At 42.0% G+C, this 21,154-nt stretch carries 16 protein-coding genes; 12 read left to right on the forward strand and 4 right to left on the reverse strand.

Annotation, left to right across the window (positions count from 1 at the left end; translation table 11 throughout):
* Positions 1-102: 102 nt before the first annotated feature.
* Positions 103-1,014 (reverse strand): hypothetical protein, encoded by a 912-nt coding sequence (locus NRI27_RS00280; RefSeq protein WP_371389082.1) that lies wholly within the window; start codon positions 1,012-1,014, stop codon positions 103-105.
* Positions 1,015-1,298: 284 nt separating this feature from the next.
* On the opposite strand from NRI27_RS00280, the gene NRI27_RS00285 reads away from it, so the two are divergent.
* Entirely contained in the window at positions 1,299-2,792 is a 1,494-nt protein-coding gene (locus NRI27_RS00285) for a class I adenylate-forming enzyme family protein (RefSeq protein WP_371389083.1), read from the forward strand.
* Positions 2,793-2,872: 80 nt separating this feature from the next.
* On the opposite strand, the gene NRI27_RS00290 is transcribed toward NRI27_RS00285, so the two are convergent.
* Positions 2,873-4,318, reverse strand: a complete 1,446-nt coding sequence (locus tag NRI27_RS00290; protein ID WP_371389084.1) for an S-layer homology domain-containing protein — start codon at positions 4,316-4,318, stop codon at positions 2,873-2,875.
* Between the two features lie 26 nt (positions 4,319-4,344).
* Positions 4,345-5,433 carry a hypothetical protein gene (locus tag NRI27_RS00295; RefSeq protein ID WP_371389085.1) on the reverse strand — a complete coding sequence of 363 codons (1,089 nt, stop codon included), beginning with the start codon at positions 5,431-5,433 and terminating at the stop codon, positions 4,345-4,347.
* Between the two features lie 279 nt (positions 5,434-5,712).
* Here NRI27_RS00295 and NRI27_RS00300 point away from each other — a divergent pair, with 279 nt between their 5' ends.
* From NRI27_RS00300 to NRI27_RS00310, 3 genes are read left to right on the forward strand one after another with little or no spacing between them, the layout of a single operon-like run.
* Entirely contained in the window at positions 5,713-6,705 is a 993-nt protein-coding gene (locus NRI27_RS00300) for a TAXI family TRAP transporter solute-binding subunit (RefSeq protein WP_371389086.1), read from the forward strand.
* Complete coding sequence (locus tag NRI27_RS00305; RefSeq protein ID WP_371389087.1) at positions 6,692-7,165, forward strand: DUF1850 domain-containing protein; 474 nt, start codon at positions 6,692-6,694, stop codon at positions 7,163-7,165. Before NRI27_RS00300 ends, NRI27_RS00305 begins: the two co-directional genes overlap by 14 nt.
* 31 nt (positions 7,166-7,196) lie before the next feature.
* Positions 7,197-9,173: a TRAP transporter permease gene (locus NRI27_RS00310; RefSeq protein ID WP_371389647.1), complete on the forward strand. Its 1,977-nt coding sequence runs from the start codon at positions 7,197-7,199 to the stop codon at positions 9,171-9,173.
* Positions 9,174-9,422: 249 nt separating this feature from the next.
* On the opposite strand, the gene sda is transcribed toward NRI27_RS00310, so the two are convergent.
* Positions 9,423-9,587, reverse strand: a complete 165-nt coding sequence (gene sda / locus NRI27_RS00315; RefSeq protein ID WP_317942403.1) for a sporulation histidine kinase inhibitor Sda — start codon at positions 9,585-9,587, stop codon at positions 9,423-9,425.
* A gap of 601 nt (positions 9,588-10,188) precedes the next feature.
* Here sda and NRI27_RS00320 point away from each other — a divergent pair.
* From NRI27_RS00320 to NRI27_RS00355, 8 genes are all read left to right on the forward strand, one after another.
* Complete coding sequence (locus NRI27_RS00320; protein ID WP_371389088.1) at positions 10,189-11,601, forward strand: FAD-linked oxidase C-terminal domain-containing protein; 1,413 nt, start codon at positions 10,189-10,191, stop codon at positions 11,599-11,601.
* Positions 11,594-12,907: a (Fe-S)-binding protein gene (locus NRI27_RS00325; protein WP_371389089.1), complete on the forward strand. Its 1,314-nt coding sequence runs from the start codon at positions 11,594-11,596 to the stop codon at positions 12,905-12,907. The genes NRI27_RS00320 and NRI27_RS00325 overlap by 8 nt, the downstream gene beginning before the upstream one ends.
* Before the next feature lie 224 nt (positions 12,908-13,131).
* Positions 13,132-13,662, forward strand: coding sequence for a DL-endopeptidase inhibitor IseA family protein (locus tag NRI27_RS00330; protein ID WP_371389090.1), 531 nt, complete (start codon positions 13,132-13,134; stop codon positions 13,660-13,662).
* A 375-nt stretch (positions 13,663-14,037) separates the two neighbouring features.
* Positions 14,038-15,705, forward strand: coding sequence for a dihydroxy-acid dehydratase (gene ilvD / locus NRI27_RS00335; protein ID WP_371389091.1), 1,668 nt, complete (start codon positions 14,038-14,040; stop codon positions 15,703-15,705).
* A 389-nt stretch (positions 15,706-16,094) separates the two neighbouring features.
* The gene (gene ilvB, locus NRI27_RS00340) at positions 16,095-17,855 is read left to right on the forward strand and encodes an acetolactate synthase large subunit (protein WP_371389092.1); all 1,761 of its coding nucleotides are present in this window, start codon (positions 16,095-16,097) and stop codon (positions 17,853-17,855) included.
* Complete coding sequence (ilvN, locus tag NRI27_RS00345) at positions 17,852-18,367, forward strand: acetolactate synthase small subunit (protein WP_317942408.1); 516 nt, start codon at positions 17,852-17,854, stop codon at positions 18,365-18,367. Before ilvB ends, ilvN begins: the two co-directional genes overlap by 4 nt.
* 200 nt (positions 18,368-18,567) lie before the next feature.
* On the forward strand, positions 18,568-19,602 hold the full coding sequence (gene ilvC / locus NRI27_RS00350) for a ketol-acid reductoisomerase (protein ID WP_317942409.1): 1,035 nt from the start codon (positions 18,568-18,570) through the stop codon (positions 19,600-19,602).
* Entirely contained in the window at positions 19,589-21,136 is a 1,548-nt protein-coding gene (locus NRI27_RS00355; RefSeq protein ID WP_317942611.1) for a 2-isopropylmalate synthase, read from the forward strand. The genes ilvC and NRI27_RS00355 overlap by 14 nt, the downstream gene beginning before the upstream one ends.
* The last annotated feature ends 18 nt before the right edge of the window (positions 21,137-21,154 follow it).

Genomic DNA, 21,154 nt, shown 5'->3' on the forward strand with positions numbered 1-21,154 from the left:
GAAAAAAAGAATGCCACGGGGAGCGAATCCGTTGGCATTCTTTTTTACTACCTAGTAGTTCGTATATAAAGTAGAGCTTGGTTAATTATTTCTTCCTGCAATTTAGTTCACTTTCGTATAAGCACCGGAATCAACAGCGTAAAAGAAGTTTTCATCAACAGCAATAAGCAGAAATTCATGCCCTCCTGGATTCAAAAAATAGGAAGAACGATAAATGAGCAGCTGACCGTCTTCGGGGTCTAAAAAGAACTCCGAATCTGAATTCGTATCTTTGTAATGCTCTCCTGTAAATGATTTTTTGACGTTGGCTAGATCACCTGCATTGGCTTTTGCCGTAAGAGCATAAAGTTCGTAATTGTGATACGTAATGAACATGTTGTCCGAAGCATAGTGATGAACAGTTTCATGCTCCATTAAAATGTCATCTTCATTGTTTTCAACAGGATCTGGATTTCCCCAAATTGCTTTTGCATCGGTTGGTGTATTGCCGAATGTCAATCCGTTTATATAAATTCGTCCTTCATCCACCTTGAAAAGGGGAGGGGCCTCTCCATTTTCAGGATTGATATACGTCCCGGTCAATCCTAGTGTTTCATTGCAATCCGTACCTTCCGATTTTGCAAGAAGGGATTTTCCTTCGTGTGTAAGCGTGAGTTGACAGTCTTTGTTTGCAATTTCTAACAGAGCATCTTTATTCGTAATTGCACCGGAGCCTTTTAAGTCCTCTTCAGCAACAACCTCGTTATTCTCATTCGTCTGCTTTAGAACGAGTTGATAAGTAAACTCTTTTTGATCCTGCTCGGAAATTGTGAGCAGGCCGTTAATCGTATCATGTAGATAAACGTATTCACCTTCCCAGTTGTCTGTCTTTTCAGGTTTGTCTGCATCACTTGTTAAGTCTTCACTCGATGTATCAATAGGAACCTCTTTCTCTGCGGCATCTTCTACGTTTTTATCGGTACAAGCCGCAAGGATGAAGAGTAGGAAGATAAACGAGAACGCTAACTTCTTCATGAAAAAATCCCTTCTTTCTAGTTGTGCTATTTTGTTTCTCTACTGTTGTACGAAACTTTCGCTGTTATTGTTTCGAAGAATACGGAAAATTTCTCAAAGATAGGCAAACAAATTCCTCGTTGTGATCGGTCTTCTTTATTCTATAAATCTCATAGCTTCCACCTAATGTGTTTAGTTATGAGCAGTTTACGCTTTTAAAAAGTATAGACATGCATTTTCAGTCTGAATATTTTATACTATTATTGTAGTCTGAAATATTAGTTTAGAGAAAGGGGAGATAAACGATGATCATGACAGATGTTTTACGACAGTATGCAACGAGTCAACCCGACAAAGTCTGTACTACGTATAATGGACGGGAATGGAGCTATGGAGAGTTCTATGAGCAAGTGAGAAAGGTGGCGGGACTTTTTCAGACAAACGATTATCAAAAAGGGGATATTATTGCACTTTATAGTTTGAATTCCGATGCTTTTCTTGTTTATTATTTCGGCATTCAACTTGCTGGACTAACCGTCATGCCAATTAATACGAAGTTAGCACTTCCGGAAGTGGAATATATTTTCGAACACTCCGAAGCGAAAGCGGTTGTGTATGACAAAAGATTGGAAGACATCATTGAGCGATCTCAATATGCATTCAAAGAGAAGTATCCAATTTGTATGGAGGACGGTATAAATATTTCTGAGGACATTTCATTCAATGAAGTCGTTATGAACGCGGAAGATACAGCGGTTGTTATGTATACGTCCGGTACGACGGGTAAGCCAAAAGGTGTCATGTTAACCCATCAAAACATCATCTCCACAGCAGCAATTTGGTCTGAAGCAATGGATATGACAGAAAGTGATCGGATGTTAATATCCACGCCATTGTTCCATTGTGCGGCGTGTCACGTTTTCATGATCCCTACCCTCTACAAAGGGGGGACCGTCATTATCGAGGAAGCTTTTTCACCTACGGGGACATTGGCTTTACTGCAAACGTCCAATGCGACCATTTTCTTCGGTGTTCCGGCGATGTACACAATCTTATTAAATATGCCGGAAATCAAGACAATCAATCTCCCATCACTTCGTCTATTTTGCTATGGTGCCGCCCCGATGCCTTACGAAATGGTCAAGCGATTGAAAGAATCGTTTCCGAATGTGAAGGTCCAAAACTTGTATGGACAGACGGAAAATTCTCCTGCGGCAACGACACTGAAAGATCATTTAGCGTTAAGTAAAATTGGTTCGGTCGGAGAAGCATTGCCGCAAACGGACATCCAAGTGGTAGATGAATTCGGGGAACCTTTACCGATTGGGCAAGTGGGTGAAATCGTGATGCGCGGTCCTCAAGTGATGAAAGGGTATTTAAAAGATGAAGAAGAAACGCGGCGTGCAATTCGAAATGGTTGGCTTTATTCCGGAGATTTAGGAAAAATGGATGAAGATGGATTACTGTATATTGTGGATCGTAAAAAAGACATGATCATTCGAGGGGGAGAGAATGTCTATCCTGTGGAAGTCGAAGAAGTTCTTTATCAAATTCCCGAATTGTTAGAGGCTGCCGTTGTCGGGATTCCCCATGAAGTGTTAGGGGAAGTACCGAAAGCTTATGTTGTTTTAAAAGAAGGAAAGGCATTGTCTGAAGTGGAATTAGTGGCGTTTTGTACAGAACGGTTAGCGAAATACAAAGTGCCTGATGAAGTGGAGTTTATGGAGGTTTTACCGAGAAATGCTTCTGGGAAAGTGTTGAAGCATACGTTACGATCACCTACTCAACAGGTCACTTAACTTGTGAATCAAAAGAATGTTTCAAAAAGGCAGCAAGCCCCTATTGAAAGGAGCTTACTGCCTTTATACATGTAGCAATCTTAATTCATCTGTAAAATATCCTCACGGTAATTCTCTTGCAAATCGTGTTCCAGAAATTCTAGGAAACGTTGAATCATTGCAGACGCTTCAGCTCTTGTTAATTGTTGTTGCGGTTTGAAGCGTTTATGCGCATCGCCTTGCACTAAGCCGAGCTCGTAAGCGACGTATGCACTATCTTTTGCCCAATTTGGAATGAGTCGATCATCAGAAAATTTTGTTTTGTAGCCAGGACTTGGCGCTCTTCCTTCCATTCCAAGTGCTCTTACGAGTACGGCAACTGCTTGTGCACGGGTAATGGGGTCATCCGGTTTGAAGGTATCTGCTGTGATACCGTGAATGATTCCTTGATTCACTGCACTTTCAATATAGCTGTACCCTTTATCCCGTCGATCAATATCTTTAAAAATGGATTTTGTGGAATTCACTTTGCTTTTTGTATCGTAGACACGCATGTCGACCGCTTTTAAAACGCCGATTGTGTATTGATAACGATTCATCGGTGTGTTCGGTGAAAAGAATTGAGAAGTTTCATCGAAAACCCCTATTGAATATAGTTTTTCAATCGCATCTTTTGCCCAATGCTTATTCAAGTCCCTGAACTTTGGAACAATGAGGCGCTCAATCGACGTTGCATTCTTTTGCGACAACTCGATGACACCGGCTCTTGAATAATAAGGATACGCATACGTGTATTTTCCGACCATCTCTGAATTGCTTACAACAATATGACCGCCAGGGAAACTGGAAATCGACGGGTCATGAGGCTGGTATTTCAACGTTTTTGTTTTACTGTCTGACACTTTGCTCGTCACAAATGTCGTCCCGGAATTCGTAATAATTTCATAGTCAATAATTTGTGTCTCGGTTGCACCCCAGAAGTTTTCATAACCCATATTTCGGCCAGTCATATGGACAGTGATGAGTTCTGTGTAATCTTTTGGTGCACCTGGTCGAGTTACTTTATAAATTTTACGACCAACAAGGTCTCCCGAATAAAAGTCGGAAGCAGGACGGTTATCGTTCACTGCCGCTTGGGAAAATTGGAAATCATCCAAAGTGAAAACCGCCTTGCTTGCTGTTGTAATTTTTTCCGAGTAGCTTTTAATAGTCGTTTGGGAAGTCGTCTGTCCCTTATCAGCACGATTTTCAAGCGTTGATTCATAGACGATGGAACGTGTCAGTTTATCGCCACTTTTGCTTGTGAGATTAAATCGATACGTCTTCGTAATTTTGTCTTTTGTCTTACGTTCCGTAATGGTCGGCTTTCCGCTGAACGTAATCGGATAGCTATCCAAAAAGAAAGCTTCTTCGTACGTATACTCATTTGCTACTCCTCCACTGTAATCAGGAGGTGCGGCTTCAACTGGTGTAGATAAAAAGTTTGTTAGTAGAAGTGTTAAGCAAAGAACGAGCATGAATTTGAACTGTTTTATGAATTGTATCATTCGATTGGAATCTCACCTTTTCTAGTTTATTTAATGTACACAACATTCACGTGAGCGATGCCGTCAATCCGATCTGTAATGACATATGCCTTGTCGCCTTTTTCAATGCTAGCAGAGTCGACAATTCGATTATTGCGGATGAAAATTGTACCGTCATGGAAATAATGTTTTCCTGAAGTACGCAAAGTAATGTATGCATAGTTCAAGTCAATGGAAGTGATGTCTTCTTGCAAACTTCCTGAGGTAGATTGTTGAATAATGATTCGTTCAATCACTTCGTTTCCAAATTGCGAAGACGTTACGAAATACACTTCATTGTTTTTGTAGGAACGAAAACTTTCCCTGTCGACTACTTCATCTCCATAATGAATGACTAGATCTTTTGCGAATGGTAACGAACTATTAGAACTGTAGTAGGAAGGGGAACTCCACCAATAGTGAGAGAACTTCATACCGTTTCGCAATTGAAGTTTATTCGTAACTGCATCAAGCTGTTGAATCGTGCCTTTTCTGAACGCTTCTATTTCACGTCCGTGTCCTACAACTTCAATGACATCCATATAGGATGAGTTTGGAACATTCACCGTAACTTTTACTCGATCACCTTCGACTAGATTACTAATACTTCCCTTAACGGAATCTTTCAGGATTTTTGTTTGGCGTGAAACATGATACTTCTCTAAGTTGCCATCATCTCTTTTTAACGTAATCGTTTGTTTATTTACCAAATGAATGGTTCCATATACAATTTGCCCTCGTGTGTCCAATTGCCCGGGAACGGTTCCTGTCTTTCCTTTCATGCTCTTCACTTGCCCATTGGAAATGGAGACTTCTACTGCCATTCCTAGCTTAAAAGCATCCAGTTTTACTGGCAGCGTATCGACCGAAAGCGAGGGGTGTTGAGTAAGTGCAATATGTATTGTCTTCCCTTTTTCTGTTTTGATCGTAATGGATTTCGGTTTTTTCTCAACTGTATGTTTGTTGTTTCCTGCATCCTCAAATTGGACTTTCACAAAAGTTCCTTTCACTGTCGATGCAGCAGCTGCAGGACTTGTCAGCCATGTACTACTCACTAGTAAAAAAAGGATAGCTAACGATAAGATTCTCGAATACAAAATATGCCACCTCCATATGAATTTACAGATATTCTCCTATCCTCTTTATCGGCAATAATTGAAGGAGTATAAGGGAATTCACTGTATTTTTTCGATTTTATCAAAATCTATCTACTACTATATTGTGGGTAAGTGTGCAAGTTAGCTGCTTAAAACATATATACTTAAAGTTAGAATTCCTGTTTTACTATGAATATTATTAACGATGTATTGATTTCAGAAAAATATTACTGTATTATTGTAAAAGTTGTTAGATAAATAGTAGGAAGGATGAATGGTATGAAGTTTAAGAAGTATGGACTATTTTTTGCAAGCGCTTTAATGAGTGCTTCAATCCTTGCAGCTTGTGGGGACTCTGACAAGGACGGGGGTTCGTCAAAAGGGGATGAAAGCGCTGACAGCCTTGAAACAAAGATTGTAACAATCGCAACGGGTGGATCATCTGGCCCATACAACATTATCGGAACGACATTAGCAAATGAGTTTTCAAAAGAATTTGGCGTGAACTCCAAGCCGCAATCGACGGGTGCTTCCGTTGAAAACATTAACTTAATTAAAGAAGGAAAAGTGGAAATGGCGTTTGTCATGAGTGATGTTCTGACAGAGGCTGTTGAAGGAACTGGAAACTTCTCAGAAAAAGTAGAGAACGTACAACAAATCGCAGCACTTTATCCGAACTTCGTTCAAATTGTAACGACAGCCGATTCTGGTATTAAGACAATTGAAGATTTAAAAGGTAAACGTGTCGCTGTTGGCGATCAAAACTCTGGCGTTGAAGTAAACGCAAGAAACTTGCTTGCAGGTTTTGGCATTACATATGATGATTTAAAAGTCGATTATTTAGGGTATGCAGAAGCAGCTGACGGCCTTAAATCCGGTAGTGTCGATGCAGCATTCCTAACAAGTGGACTTCCAAACTCTTCAGTAATGGAGCTTGCAGCGAGTATCGATTTAGCACTAGTTGCAGTAGATCGCGATAAAGTCGAAGAAATTGCAAAAGATCAACCGTATTTCGTTGCAATGGACATCCCTGCAGATACGTATGGCAATGCAGAAGCTGTACCGACAGCGGCAATTATGAATGCACTTGTCGTTAGCAGTGAACTAAGTGAAGAAGATGTGTATAAGTTAACTGAGAAATTCTTTAACAGCTTAGGTGAACTTAGCAACTCTCACCAAGCGGCAGCAGATATTTCACTTGAAGGTGCTCAAAAAGGAATGGTAGCACCTGTTCACCCTGGTGCACAAAAGTACTACGATGAGCAGAAGTAAAATTCTTGTAAGTGGGGGCATAGTCGTTATGCTCCTGCTTTCTCTATTTTTACTACGAATTCCAGCCATACAAGTGGATTACCCGGATGGTCGTTTTTATTTGATGGATACGTCATTTGACATTGGCTGGATTCATTCGGTAGAAAAGGAACCTTGGTTTGAAACGTATGAAAGAGATGGCGATCAGTTAACGTTAACGACGACAAAATTCAAAACGTTTGGCGCGGGCGTTCCAGCTTCAGCTGAATTGATAGAAGCGGATGATGGATTCATTCATATGACGATTAATGAACAAATGAAGGAAATTAATTTAGCTGTTTCAAGCAATGTACAAACAACTTTATACACGAAAAACAACGAAATTCCATTGTATGAACTCGCCGATGAATATGAAACGGTCAACATTCATGCCGAGAAAGTCTCTATTTGGAATTTAGTAAGAGGTGAAAAAATTGACTAAGCTTGAAAATAGGAAAGAGAAGCATGCAGAAATGGACGTTCTGACAGAGGAGCAGCAAGCCGCGTTACTCGAGAAGTTTGACACGGAATCCAAGGTACGAAAGTTTTCAGGGAAGAAAGTGGCGTTCTTCGTCTCAGCAATCGCTATTCTCTACTCCCTCTACCATTTGTACATTACATTTTACCCGATGCCTGCACTGCAACAACGTGCTGTTCACGTGGCCATCGGAATATCCCTCATTTTTCTCATCTATCCAACATACAGTCGTCAAGATCGGAGTAAAGTGGCGATTTTTGATTGGTTGCTGTTCATTTTAGGTTTACTGACAGCAGGGTATTTGATTAAGGAATACACAGCAATCGTCACGACACGAGGTGGAATTCCGAATACGATGGATATCGTCATGGCGATTATGACGGTTGTTCTAATACTGGAAGCAGCACGTAGGGTGACAGGGTGGATATTACCGTTACTCGCGCTTGTTTTCCTGTCGTACCCGTTTTTTAGTCATATGAGTTGGGTACCAACTAAAATGGCAACACGTCCATATGATTTAGGCGACATCTTTGGCCAAATGTATTTGAAGACGGAAGGGTTGTACTCGACAGCAATCGGTGCGTCCGTATCGTTTATCTTCTTATTCATCCTCTTCGGTGCTTTTTTGGCAAAGTCAGGGATGGGCCAATTTTTCAATGATTTAGCCCTTGCTTTAGCAGGGCACAAACAAGGTGGTCCCGCAAAAGTTGCGGTCATTTCCAGTGGATTCATGGGAAGCATTAACGGTGCAGCCGTTGCGAACGTAGTAGGTACAGGTGCATTTACAATCCCTATGATGAAACGAGTTGGCTATTCGAAAAATTTTGCAGGAGCAGTTGAAGCGAGTGCGTCAGTTGGTGGGCAAATCCTTCCTCCGATTATGGGGGCAAGTGCTTTCATCATGGCAGAAACAACAGGTGTGAAATATGGAACGATTGCTTTAGCGGCGTTAATACCTGCTGTCCTCTATTTCCTTGCTGTTATTATGCAAGTGCATTTTCGTGCAGGAAAAGATAATTTAAAAGGAATACCAAAACCGGATCTCCCACGCGTCAAGGAAGTGATGAAAGAGCGAGGACATCTTTTATTGCCTATCATTTTTCTCATTTTCCTTCTGTATCGCAACGTTCCGATTGGTCACGCAGCATTTTACACAATTGTTGCGACAGTCGTTGTGGCGATGCTTCGAAAAACGACGAGAATGTCTTTCAAAGACATTTTAGGAGCATTGGATAGCGGTGCACGTCAATCGCTGTCCGTTATGGTAGCGTGTGCGGTCGTTGGTATTATTATCGGCGTGGTCAGCTTAACGAGTTTCGGGAACGTGATGACATCATCCATTGCGAGTCTTGGTGCAGGTTCTTTATTCCTAACGCTGTTCTTTACAATGTTGGCTTCAATGGTGTTAGGGATGGGCCTTCCGTCGATTCCTGCATATATCATTACCGCTACAATGGCTGCGCCAGCATTAGCAGAATTTGATATTCCAATTCTCGTTGCACATATGTTTGTCTTCTATTTCGGTATTTTTGCAAACATTACGCCTCCAGTGGCACTGGCTGCGTTTGCAGGTGCGGGCATCTCAGGTGGAGATCCGATGAAAACCGGATTCACTGCACTGAAACTATCAGCTGCAGGGTTCCTAATTCCGTACATGTTCGTTTATAATCCAGCGATGCTCATGATCGATACAACCGGGGTTGCGATGAATGCACGTGAATTCCCTGTAGCATCTACAGTGGACATTGTGATAATCACCATCACTGCTATCATCGGTGTAATTGGATTAAGTGCAGCTATTGAAGGATATTTCAAAACGGCCTATCATCCGATTTGGCGGATTGTGCTTGCTGCAGGTGCACTCATGATGATTATTCCAGAAACCATTACCGACATCGTAGGGGTACTAATTGTCGGCGCAATGTTTGCTCAAAACTATCTGCAAAATAGAAAAGAGCAACAAGCAGTATAGTCTCAGCAATTAGGGATAATTGTGTGATTCACTATGCATAATTGCTGCTCAACGTTCAGGCAGCAACAAAAACCGCGTAAAGCCAAGCATCATAGCACTTGGCTTACGCGGTTTATTTTCTATTACGGCAAAGCGATAGTAGTTGGCAATAAAAAAAGACGAAGGTTTGTCTTAGGTCGCCTTCATCTTGATCCAACAATCTATACGCATGTAGTTATCTGAATGACAATGAACCATTGCTTGTCCATTTTACATCGGCGTCTTTTTTTTGTTGTTACAAGAATTTGTACAGCGTGGTTGCAAAGAGCGACGATGAATTTCAGTTTCTAATAGTTGTATGAATTTCGGACAAAGCTTCAAGGCTTTTGCTTTTTGATAGGAATCCATCAATAAATCGTCCGATAATCTTGTCAATTTTACACACCTCCTTTGCATAAGTTCATTCGTCAATGCATACGTTATAAGTTTGTACTTATACATTACCAAATAAAAGGAGGAAGAACAACTGTTCCGTTATCCACAACTACACGTGGATAAGTTGTGGTTAACTTGTTTGTAACAGTGGAAATCCAAGTGTTTCAAAGTGGAGTATGTGGACAAAGTTATCCACAGATTGTGAGTGCGCGAAAAATGTCGAAAGATTCTTCTGAAAATAATGAGAGATGATTGATTCAAATAAGAAAATGCTTGTCATTTCTTATTTTTTACCAGACAAATCGTTTTGAATGAACCATTCGACAAATCGCGACATTGGAATGAATATTTTCAGAATGCTGTCGCTTAGAAATCGACAAATAAGCGTCATTGACGGGCGTATTGCGTAAGTGATCGATAGATCGATCAATCCACTTTGTGGAAAGATGGGTGTAACGTAGTCCGCGGATACGAAGGAGTATGCTTGTAGAGATATGAATGATAAACATGCTTTGTCTAGTTTCTGTTTGTGACATACATAATCTATCGTTATACTAATGGTAATTGTTTGTATTAATAAGAATATTGAGGAGGTTGTTCATTGGAAAAACAAGTGAAGGAACAGTTAATTGCCATAATAGGTTCTGCATATGCAAAGACGTCAACAGCACAGTTACTGGCATATTCCTACGATGCGACTGCTAATTTCCAAGCGTTACCTGACATCGTTTTATCTCCGTCGTCGATTGAAGAGGTGCAAGAGATTGTCAGAGTTTGTTCAGCACATCGAATTCCAATTGTTTCACGTGGTTCAGGAACGAACTTGGCGGCAGGTACAACACCGACTTCGGGAGGGGTTGTCATCTTATTTAATCGGATGAATCAAATTTTAGAACTGGATGAAGAGAATTTGACGATAACTGTTCAACCCGGTGTGATTACGCAGGAGATAAATGAAAGAGTAGCTGAACGGGGGTTATTTTATCCGCCAGATCCTAGCTCAATGAGTATTTCCACAATTGGTGGAAATGTAAGTGAGAATTCAGGTGGATTACGTGGATTAAAATACGGCGTAACGCGTGACTATGTGAAATCGTTAACAGTCGTTTTGCCGAGTGGTGAGTTGCTTGAGACGGGTGGAAAACTGGCTAAGGATGTTGCAGGATACGACTTGACGAGCTTATTTGTTGGATCTGAAGGAACACTTGGGATCATTGTGGAAATTACGCTAGGCTTGCTTCCTGCGCCAATAACGAAAAAGACACTCGTCGTTTTTTATGACAAACTTGAGCGGGCTGCAGAAACGGTTTCATCGATTATTGCGGCAAAAATTGTGCCGGCAACACTTGAGTTCATGGACCAAGGAACAATTACGGCTGTAGAAGAATTCATGCAAATTGGTCTTCCGACAAATTGTGAGGCGATGCTTTTAATTGAACAAGATGGCGATCCGACAGTTGTCGAACGGGATATGGAATTTGTACATACATTATGCATGAAGCAAGGCGCGATTTCGACTCAGCTTGCTCAAACGAAAGAAGAGGCAGATCGTTTAAGTTTGGCGAGAAGAGTTGCTTTGTCTGCACTTGCCCGAAAACGTCCTACGACAATATTGGAAGATGCGACCGTTCCCCGTTCTGAAATTGCAAAGATGGTGAAGGCAATTCAAGAAATTGCGGTAAAACATAACTTGCTCATTTGTACGTTTGGACATGCTGGTGACGGAAATTTACATCCGACCATTCTTACAGATACGCGTGATGAAGAGGAAATGGCGCGAGTAGAGATGGCTTTCGCTGACATTTTCGACTATGCGATTTCGTTAGGAGGCACAATTACAGGCGAACACGGAGTAGGGGAGATGAAAGCCCCCTATTTAGAATGGAAAATAGGCAAGGCGGGTATTGCAACGATGAAAGGGATCAAGCAGGCAATTGATCCATTAAACATCATGAATCCAGGAAAGATATTCGCCAAATCAACGAAAAAAAGAGTGGTTGTGCACAATGAATAACAGCAAAGCGAAACAATACAAGCAAGCATTTGTCACACATGTAGATGAAAATCGGTTAATGGATTGCATGCGTTGCGGTTTTTGTTTACCGGCTTGCCCGACATATATCCATTCGGATTTTGATGAAACACAGTCGCCGCGTGGTCGAATTGCATTAATGAAAGCGGTACGAGATGGACTTGTGCAATGGGATGGTTCCATTGAGGAGGCTTTTGACTTGTGTTTAGGCTGCCGCGCTTGTGAGCCAGCTTGTCCAGCAGGTGTGCAATATGGAACGTTGATTGAGGAAACGCGAGAGGCGATCTTAGATGTGAAAGCTCAATCAGTGAAAGAGAAAGCCATTAGAAAAGGTGCATTTGATCATCTCTTTGCAGATCAAAGGAAAATGAAAACAGCGGTAAAACTACTAACCTTTTACCAACAGTCAGGTTTGCAGAAAGTCATTCGTAAAGTCGGGTTCATGGAACTGTTCCCCCCATTTATGAAAGATATGGAAAAGGCATTGCCTGCGCCTTCTAAATCAGAAGGGATACGATTGTCCAAAAGGGTAGGAACGACAAAAGTTGCGTTTTTTACAGGTTGTCTCATGGATACGATGTTCCAAGAAACGAACCGTCATACGATTGAACTACTGCAATATCTTGGATGTGAAGTTGTCATTCCCAAAGGCCAACAATGTTGTGGAGCGTTGCAAGGGCATAGTGGGGAGATGGAGCGTGCTAAACGGAATGCTGAAAAGAATCTCAATGCTTTTGACGTGTCTTCTGTCGATTATATTGTAAATAATGCAGGAGGATGTGGTGCGTTTCTGTATGAGTATGACCGATTGGTGACGTCGGATTCTCCCTATTACGAACAAGCGAAAGCGTTTGTGGCGAAGCAAATTGACATTACGACATTGCTCGTCAAACTTGGCATTATTAATGAATTAGAAGGAATTGAACCGTCTTCCGAAATTGTTACGTATCAAGATTCTTGTCACTTACGCAATGTAAACGGTGTAAAAGCGGAACCCCGAGCGATCGTAAAAGCACTAAGTGGTAAGTACTTCATAGAAATGCCTAGCGCACATCTTTGTTGTGGATCAGCTGGTATTTATAATCTACTTCAACCTGAAATGGCCTCAACAATTTTGAGGTCGAAAATGGAAGAAATCAAGGGGATAAAAGCTACCACCATTGTGACGACAAATCCAGGTTGCTTACTTCAGATGAAAGTAGGTGTTGAGCGAGCGGGACTTTCGAAAACTTCCCGAGCCATGCATATTGTAGACTTTATACATGAGAAGGTATATAACAAAATGTAAACGGACTACCTAGTTTGTCGGGATGGAATTATAAAAAATCATTTAAATACACCTGGACAGCATTATCAATAAGCCGCTGCAACGTATCCTGCTTATGGAAATGTGTGATGAGAACCTTAATCCTCCGATAAGGTAAATGTTCTTCTGTGAATTTTTATACAAAGTGTATGCGCGCATTGTCCGTCTCATACGCTAATGTATGAGCAAGACAGGGGGCGATGGTATTGAGGAAGGTCTGTACGATAGGGGTGGTCATTCTCCTTTTCCTGTTGACTGCCTGTGGAAGTGGAACGAAAAGGGATCCGATTGCTCTAACACCAAAAGATGCGGTAGAGTTGGCGACTACATGGGCAGAAACGGGTAATACCCTACTCGCTGGCGGTACGTACGAAGAAGGGGAGTACAAAACGTTTACCCATAATGGGATCGAATATCGCTATTTAGCGGAGCATGTGAATACAAAAAAGAAGTTGAAATCCGAATTACACAAATACGTCACAAAGAAAAAAGCAAAACGTTTTATGAGAGAGAACGGATTTATTAAACACGAAGGGATTTTGGCGCAACCTGTTGTTGAAATTAGTTCTGTATTGCAGTGGGAAATCGCTACAGCGAGCGTATTGAAGAGCAAGAAGAAAAAGATGACGTTTGAACTGACGGTGCCGATTGGAGAAACACGTACCGCGGAAACATTTCAAGTCACCTACAAGTATGTTAAGAAAGCAGGGTGGCGGATAGACGCGTTCACTGAGTAAATATTCTTGTCCGATTCATGCTTCATTTACCATGTAAAAATTGGTGAATGGAGTTTTTTCTGTTTTGCAGACTGTTCGAGATTACTTTATTTTATACCAAATAATTGTTAATTGATGAGTTGAAATTGTTTTTACGTGACCATTGAAAAAAATATTTTTAAATGGTCATATTTTTTATGATATGCAATATATCGCAGATGTAAGCGGATACATTTTTTATTATAATTCGTAATTGAGAAATAATTAAAAATAGACGGTTGACTCCAGTTGCGTTCCGATATATGATAGCAACAATCTATTTTGATATGTGAGTTGATTCTCATATTTCTATTAGTTTTGTGAAAGCTGATAGATGAGCGGACTAGGAGAGATATTATGAGAAGTGACATGATTAAAAAAGGTGTCGATCGAGCACCACATAGAAGTCTACTATATGCGACAGGCATTAAGACGAGAGATTTGGAAAAACCTTTCATCGGTGTGTGCAATTCGTATATTGATATTATTCCAGGTCATAAACATTTGAATAAATTTGCCGAGATTGTAAAAGAAGCAATTTGGGAAGCGGGTGGTGTTCCGTTTGAATTCAACACGATTGGTGTCGATGACGGAATCGCGATGGGCCATATCGGAATGCGGTATTCACTTCCGAGCCGTGAATTAATTGCCGATTCTGCTGAAACGGTCATTAACGCTCACTGGTTTGACGGCGTGTTCTACATTCCGAACTGTGACAAAATTACACCCGGAATGCTAATGGCAGCAGTTCGGACGAATGTTCCTTCTGTTTTTGTCTCAGGTGGTCCAATGGAAGCTGGCGTATCAGCTACTGGTGCTCAACTTTCACTGACTTCTGTATTTGAAGGAGTTGGCGCATTTAAATCAGGTAAGATGTCTGCTGAAGAGTTGCTCGACATTGAAAACAATGCTTGCCCAACTTGTGGTTCCTGTTCAGGCATGTTTACAGCAAACTCCATGAACTGTCTTATGGAAATGCTTGGATTGGCTTTACCGGGTAACGGAACAATCGTCGCAACCTCAGATGAACGCCATAAGTTGATTAAAGATGCTGCAAAACATTTAGTACGAATGGTAAAAGAAAATGTGAAACCGCGTGACATTGTCACAAAAGAAGCAATTGATGATGCGTTTGCACTTGATATGGCAATGGGTGGATCGACAAATACGGTCCTTCATACATTAGCGATCGCGCACGAAGCAGAAATTGAGTATAGTGTCCAAGATATTAATAAAGTTGCCGAGCGTGTGCCGTATTTAGCGAAGATCATGCCAGCGTCGGATATTTCGATGGATGATATTTTTAAAGCAGGTGGGGTCAGTGCAATTATTAACGAACTGACGAAAATACCAGGTGCGATTCATCCAAACAGATTGACGATTACAGGTAAGACAATCGGTGAAGACGTCCAAGATTACAAGATTACGAACGAGCAAGTCATCCGGACGAAAGACAATCCATATAGTCCTGTTGGAGGGTTATCCGTCTTATTCGGTAATATCGCTCCTGAAGGTGGCGTTATCAAAGTCGGTGCAGTTGACCCGTCGATTAAAGAATTTACAGGCGAAGCGATTGTCTTTGATTCGCAAGAGGCTGCTCAAGAGAACATTGATAATGGCACAGTGAAAGAAGGCCATGTCGTCGTTATTCGTTATGAAGGTCCAAAAGGTGGACCGGGTATGCCTGAAATGCTAGCACCAACTTCCGCAATTCAAGGAAGAGGTTTAGGTACGAAGGTAGCACTCATTACGGACGGTCGTTTTTCAGGAGCGTCACGAGGCATTTCGATCGGACATATTTCTCCTGAAGCGGCAGAAGGTGGTCCAATTGCGTTAGTGCAAAATGGAGACATCATTGCAATTGATTTGACGAATCGGACGATTGAACTGCAAGTTTCAGATGAGGAATTGGCAAGTCGTAGAGAAACGCTACAGCCTTTTGAACCGAAGATTAAAAAAGGCTACTTAGCAAGGTATTCAAAACTTGTAACGTCCGCAAGCACTGGCGGCGTGATGAAAATATAACAACTCGATGATGAGGCAAAAGGGAATAGAGTCTTGCATTTACCAGAGAGCCGGTCGTGCTGGAAGCCGGCGATGCAACTATTCGCGATATCACCTCGGAGTGGATGGCTGAACAGGAAACTAAGTAGGCGATTCCGGGCTAGCATAAAAGCCCGTTAGCAAAGAATGGATCGTATCGATCTGTGAAATTAGGCTGTGTCATCTACTGACAGCTGCCTTACAGTTTCACGATTGCTATCCATTCATGAGGCGGCGCAAGTCGTAAACAAGGGTGGTACCATGAAAAGCTTTTTCATCCCTTACACAGAGAGTAGGTCTTTTTGTGTGGGGAGAAAAAGCTTTTCTTTTTTTATAGACGGTAGAACAAATCAGTTAGGAGGAGTTTGTAAATGAGTGCGGAAGTTCAAACGAAGCAAGCAGTTGCGGAAATGGCGCCTGAGCCCATGGAAGAGCAACAAAAAAATCAACCGATGGATGGATCTGCAGTCTTGATTCAAGGATTGAAAGATCAAGGTGTCGAAGTCATTTTCGGTTATCCCGGGGGTGCAGTCTTACCAATTTACGATGCATTGTACAAGGATCCGATTCCCCATGTGCTTGCACGTCATGAACAGGGAGCAATTCATGCAGCGGAAGGCTATGCGCGCGTCTCTGGCAAACCGGGTGTTGTCATTGCGACATCAGGACCTGGAGCGACAAACCTTGTCACCGGCATTACCGATGCAATGATGGATTCATTGCCGCTCGTCGTATTTACCGGCCAAGTAGCAACGACAGTCATCGGAACGGATGCTTTTCAAGAAGCAGATATTATCGGTATTACAACGCCAATTACAAAACATAACTACCAAGTGCAACATGTGGCGGACTTGCCGAGAATTATTAAAGAGGCATTTCATATTGCTTCGACGGGTAGACGTGGTCCGGTAGTCGTCGATATTCCTAAAAACGTTGCGACTGAAATCTTTGTGACGGAAGAAGAACGTCGCGCAGAAGTGAATTTGCCAGGTTACCAACCGACGACAACTCCTAACTACTTACAAATACAAAAAGCGGTCGAAGCAATTTCGGCAGCGAAGAAACCGTTAATTCTAGCAGGCGCTGGTGTATTGCACGGTCAGGCAATGGAAGAATTGAAAACTTTTGTAGAAACAAATAAGATTCCAGTTACCAATACATTGCTTGGTTTAGGCAGTATTGCAGGCGATCATGAGCTGTTTCTAGGGATGGCCGGTATGCATGGAACTTACACAGCCAATATGGCGATTAGTGAATGTGACGTACTCGTCAATATTGGGGCGCGATTTGATGATCGGTTGACAGGAAACTTGAATCACTTCGCTTTGAACGCAAAAGTCATCCATATTGACATCGATCCTGCAGAAATCGGCAAAAACGTACCGACAGCGATTCCAATCGTGGCGGACGCAAAAGAAGCATTGCAAGCATTGCTTCAACAAGACATGAAAGCACCTGATACAGCTGACTGGATTGCACACTTGGCTGCATTAACCGAAGAAGCACCATTGTGGTACAACGAAGATGAGCATGAAATCTTGCCACAAGAAGCCATTCAAATGGTGCACCGAATTACGGAAGGAAATGCTATTGTTACGACGGACGTCGGGCAACATCAAATGTGGGCAGCCCAATATTACAAGTTGAACAATCCAGATCATTGGGTCACTTCTGGGGGACTCGGGACAATGGGATTCGGTTTCCCAGCGGCGATTGGGGCACAACTCGCAAAGCCGGATAAAAGAGTTATCGCATTCGTCGGAGATGGTGGTTTCCAAATGACCGCTCAAGAACTTTCTTTACTGCAAGAAATGAGAATTCCAGTGAAAATTGTCATTCTAAACAACGGTGCACTTGGAATGGTTCGTCAATGGCAGCAGACATTTTACGACGAACGGTATTCTCAATCATTGATTCCTGTACAACCGGATTTTGTTAAACTAGCAGGCGCATACGACATTAAAGGGTACCGCATTACGAAAAAAGACAATGCAGAAGAATTATTCCGTGAAGCGTTGTTGTCGGATGAACCTGTCCTCATTGATTGCAGAGTGAAGATGATGGAAAACGTCTATCCGATGATTGCACCAGGTAAAGGCATTCATGAAATGATCGGGGTGAAAAATGTATGAAGAGAGTTATTTCCGTAACGGTCATTAACCAAAGCGGTGTATTGAACCGCGTCACAGGCTTATTAATGAAACGCCAGTTCAATATTGAAAACATTACGGTCGGCCATACCGAACAAGCGGGCATGTCGAAAATGACGTTTATCGTCCATGTGGAAGATGAGCGGAAAATCGAACAGTTGGTGAAACAGCTGCAGAAACAAATCGATGTCATAAAAGTGAATGACATTACCGATAAAGCGATTGTTATGCGGGAATTGGCGCTTGTGAAAGTCGTTTCACCTCCTCATGCACGTGCAGAAATTAATAGCATCGTAGAGCCATTCCGTGCAACCATTATCGACTCAGGAAAAAATGTCGTCACGTATCAAGTGACGGGAACACCTGAGAAAATCGAGGCATTCATCGATCTCGTCAAACCTTACGGCATTAAAGAATTGGCAAGAACCGGGGCGACAGCATTTACAAGAGAAAACCAAAAAGCCCCATCACCACAACTTTCTATTTTGAAATAGGCATTGTGAACGAATTACGGCTAGTCAGTAGCGGAACGAAAGGTTTGCGAATCAAGTGAAATAGGCGATCAAATTATGCAGATATGTCAGAATTAATACTCATTTGAAAGCTAACCTGCTGTTCATTGCAAAGAGTAGTCAGATTCATAACGAGCCTTTCTATAAAAAAACTAAACCCAAAACCCAAGGAGGAACTACCAATGGCTAAAATGTATTATAACCAAGATATCAACGAAGGACTTTTACAAGGAAAGACGATTGCAGTTGTAGGATACGGTTCACAAGGTCACGCGCACGCGCAGAACTTGAAAGATTCAGGATTCAATGTCGTAGTTGGTGTACGCCCAGGTAAATCGTTCGACCAAGCAAAAGAAGACGGACTTGAAGTGAAAACAGTTGCTGAAGCGGCTGAACAAGCGGATATCATTATGATTCTTCTTCCGGATGAAAGACAGAAGAAAGTATATGACGAAGAAATCAAACCGGCATTAACAGCAGGAAAATCACTCGTATTCGCACATGGTTTCAATGTACACTTCGGTCAAATCGTTCCTCCAGCAGATGTGGATGTATTCCTCGTTGCACCTAAAGGGCCAGGACACCTTGTACGTAGAACATACGAAGCAGGTGCAGGTGTACCAGCATTGTTTGCGGTCTATCAAGACGTATCGGGCCAAGCGAAAGATGTAGCACTTGCATATGCGAAAGGAATCGGTTCAGCACGTGCAGGCGTTCTTGAAACATCTTTCAAAGAAGAGACAGAAACGGATCTATTCGGAGAGCAAGCAGTACTTTGTGGTGGATTAACTTCACTTGTAAAAGCAGGTTTCGAAACATTAGTAGAAGCGGGCTATCAACCAGAATTAGCGTATTTTGAAACAATGCATGAATTAAAATTGATTGTTGATTTGATGTATGAAGGCGGAATGTCAGGTATGCGTTATTCTATCTCTGACACTGCTGAGTGGGGTGATTTCGTTTCAGGTCCACGCGTTGTCGATGCAGATACGAAAGCACGCATGAAAGACATCTTGACAGATATCCAAGAAGGGAAGTTCGCGAAAGGGTGGATCGACGAAAACGAAAACGGTCGTCCGAACTTCAACGCCTATGAAGAATCAGAAGCGAAGCACCAAATTGAAGTGGTCGGTGAAAAACTTCGTGCAATGATGCCTTTCGTAAACGATGGTAAGAAAACAAAACAGGAAGAAGTGGTGGGTAGTGCGCAAAATTGACATCTTTGATACAACCCTTCGAGACGGTGAACAATCCGCTGGCATTAACTTAAATACAGCAGAAAAGATGGAAATTGCCCGCCAACTTGAACGTTTTGGTGCTACGGTGATTGAAGCAGGATTCCCTGCTTCTTCACCTGGTGATTTCGAAGCAGTACAGAGAATCGCAAATACCGTGAAAAACTCAACAGTGACAGGGCTTGCAAGAGCGATGAAAAGTGACATCGATACATCTTGGGAAGCGTTAAAAGGCGGTCAACAGCCACATCTCCATGTTTTTTTGGCAACTTCGCCAATCCATATGGAATACAAACTCAAAAAGACACCCGATCAAGTCGTTGATATCGCAGTGGAAGCAGTAAAATATGCAAAAAAATTCTTTCCGCTTGTTCAATGGTCTGCAGAAGATGCATTTCGATCCGATCCAGCTTTCTTAGTTCGTATTATTAATCAAGTGATCCAAGCAGGCGCTACGACAATTAATATTCCTGATACCGTCGGTTATGCAACTCCGCAGGAATACGGTGCGTTATTTAAATTCTTGAAAGAGAATGTGACAGGCATTGATCGAGTAAAACTGTCTGCACATTGTCATAACGACTTAGGGATGGCCGTTGCGAATTCCATAGCGGCAATCGAAAACGGAGCCGATCAAGTTGAAGGGACGATTAATGGAATTGGTGAGCGTGCTGGTAATGCAGCGCTTGAGGAAATTGCTGTTGCACTCCATATTCGAAAAGATTTCTATGGACTAGAAACAGGCATTAATCTTCAGGAAATCAAGCGCACAAGCCAGTTGGTAAGTCAGCTTACAGGTGTCGTCATTCAACCGAACAAAGCGGTTGTCGGGAAAAATGCATTTGCCCATGAATCAGGAATTCATCAAGATGGTATGTTGAAAAATCGTGAAACGTATGAAATCATTACACCGGAGTTGATCGGTGAAACGACAGCACCGCTTGCACTTGGCAAGCATTCAGGCCGTCATGCATTTAAAGATCGTGCAATTACAATGGGCTTTGATTTGACTGAAAATCAATTGAACGAAGCATTCAGTGCGTTCAAGAAACTTGCTGATCGTAAAAAAGAAATTACGGAAGATGATTTGTTTGTTCTCTTCACCGGTAAGCAAATTGAAAACGCGAATGCGGACATTTATGAATTGACGAATGTGCAAGTCCAATATGGAACGTCAAATGTACCGACTGCCACAGTATCTGCGAATGTACCAACAGGTGAGAATGTTGTTATTGCAACAACTGGCGCCGGTTCAGTAGAGGCGATATTCAATGCATTGGAGCTACTTGTCAAAGGGCAAGTGAACATTATGGATTACCGTGTCACGTCAATCGGTAAAGGTCGAGACGCACTTGGGGAAGCAGTCGTCAACTTACGTTTTAACGGAGAGACTTATACAGGAAGAGATATTTCACAAGATGTACTTGAAGCATCTGCAAAAGCTTATTTGAACGCGATTAATCGAAAGTTAGTGAAGGACTCAGTGAAAGTGGCTGAGCCGGTCAGTCAGGTGTAAAATACAAAGATTTCTAAG

The sequence above is a fragment of the Sporosarcina sp. OR05 genome (assembly GCF_041414805.1).
Taxonomy (GTDB): Bacteria; Bacillota; Bacilli; order Bacillales_A; family Planococcaceae; genus Sporosarcina; species Sporosarcina saromensis.

What these genes read in the sequence shown, in the direction of transcription:
- NRI27_RS00280 (WP_371389082.1), bottom strand. Translation starts at nt 1,014, where the DNA reads ATGAAGAAGTTAGCGTTCTCGTTTATCTTCCTACTCTTCATCCTTGCG.
- NRI27_RS00285 (WP_371389083.1), top strand. Translation starts at nt 1,299, where the DNA reads ATGATCATGACAGATGTTTTACGACAGTATGCAACGAGTCAACCCGAC.
- NRI27_RS00290 (WP_371389084.1), bottom strand. Translation starts at nt 4,318, where the DNA reads ATGATACAATTCATAAAACAGTTCAAATTCATGCTCGTTCTTTGCTTA.
- NRI27_RS00300 (WP_371389086.1), top strand. Translation starts at nt 5,713, where the DNA reads ATGAAGTTTAAGAAGTATGGACTATTTTTTGCAAGCGCTTTAATGAGT.
- NRI27_RS00305 (WP_371389087.1), top strand. Translation starts at nt 6,692, where the DNA reads ATGAGCAGAAGTAAAATTCTTGTAAGTGGGGGCATAGTCGTTATGCTC.
- NRI27_RS00310 (WP_371389647.1), top strand. Translation starts at nt 7,197, where the DNA reads ATGGACGTTCTGACAGAGGAGCAGCAAGCCGCGTTACTCGAGAAGTTT.
- NRI27_RS00325 (WP_371389089.1), top strand. Translation starts at nt 11,594, where the DNA reads ATGAATAACAGCAAAGCGAAACAATACAAGCAAGCATTTGTCACACAT.
- ilvD (WP_371389091.1), top strand. Translation starts at nt 14,038, where the DNA reads ATGAGAAGTGACATGATTAAAAAAGGTGTCGATCGAGCACCACATAGA.
- ilvB (WP_371389092.1), top strand. Translation starts at nt 16,095, where the DNA reads ATGAGTGCGGAAGTTCAAACGAAGCAAGCAGTTGCGGAAATGGCGCCT.
- ilvN (WP_317942408.1), top strand. Translation starts at nt 17,852, where the DNA reads ATGAAGAGAGTTATTTCCGTAACGGTCATTAACCAAAGCGGTGTATTG.
- ilvC (WP_317942409.1), top strand. Translation starts at nt 18,568, where the DNA reads ATGGCTAAAATGTATTATAACCAAGATATCAACGAAGGACTTTTACAA.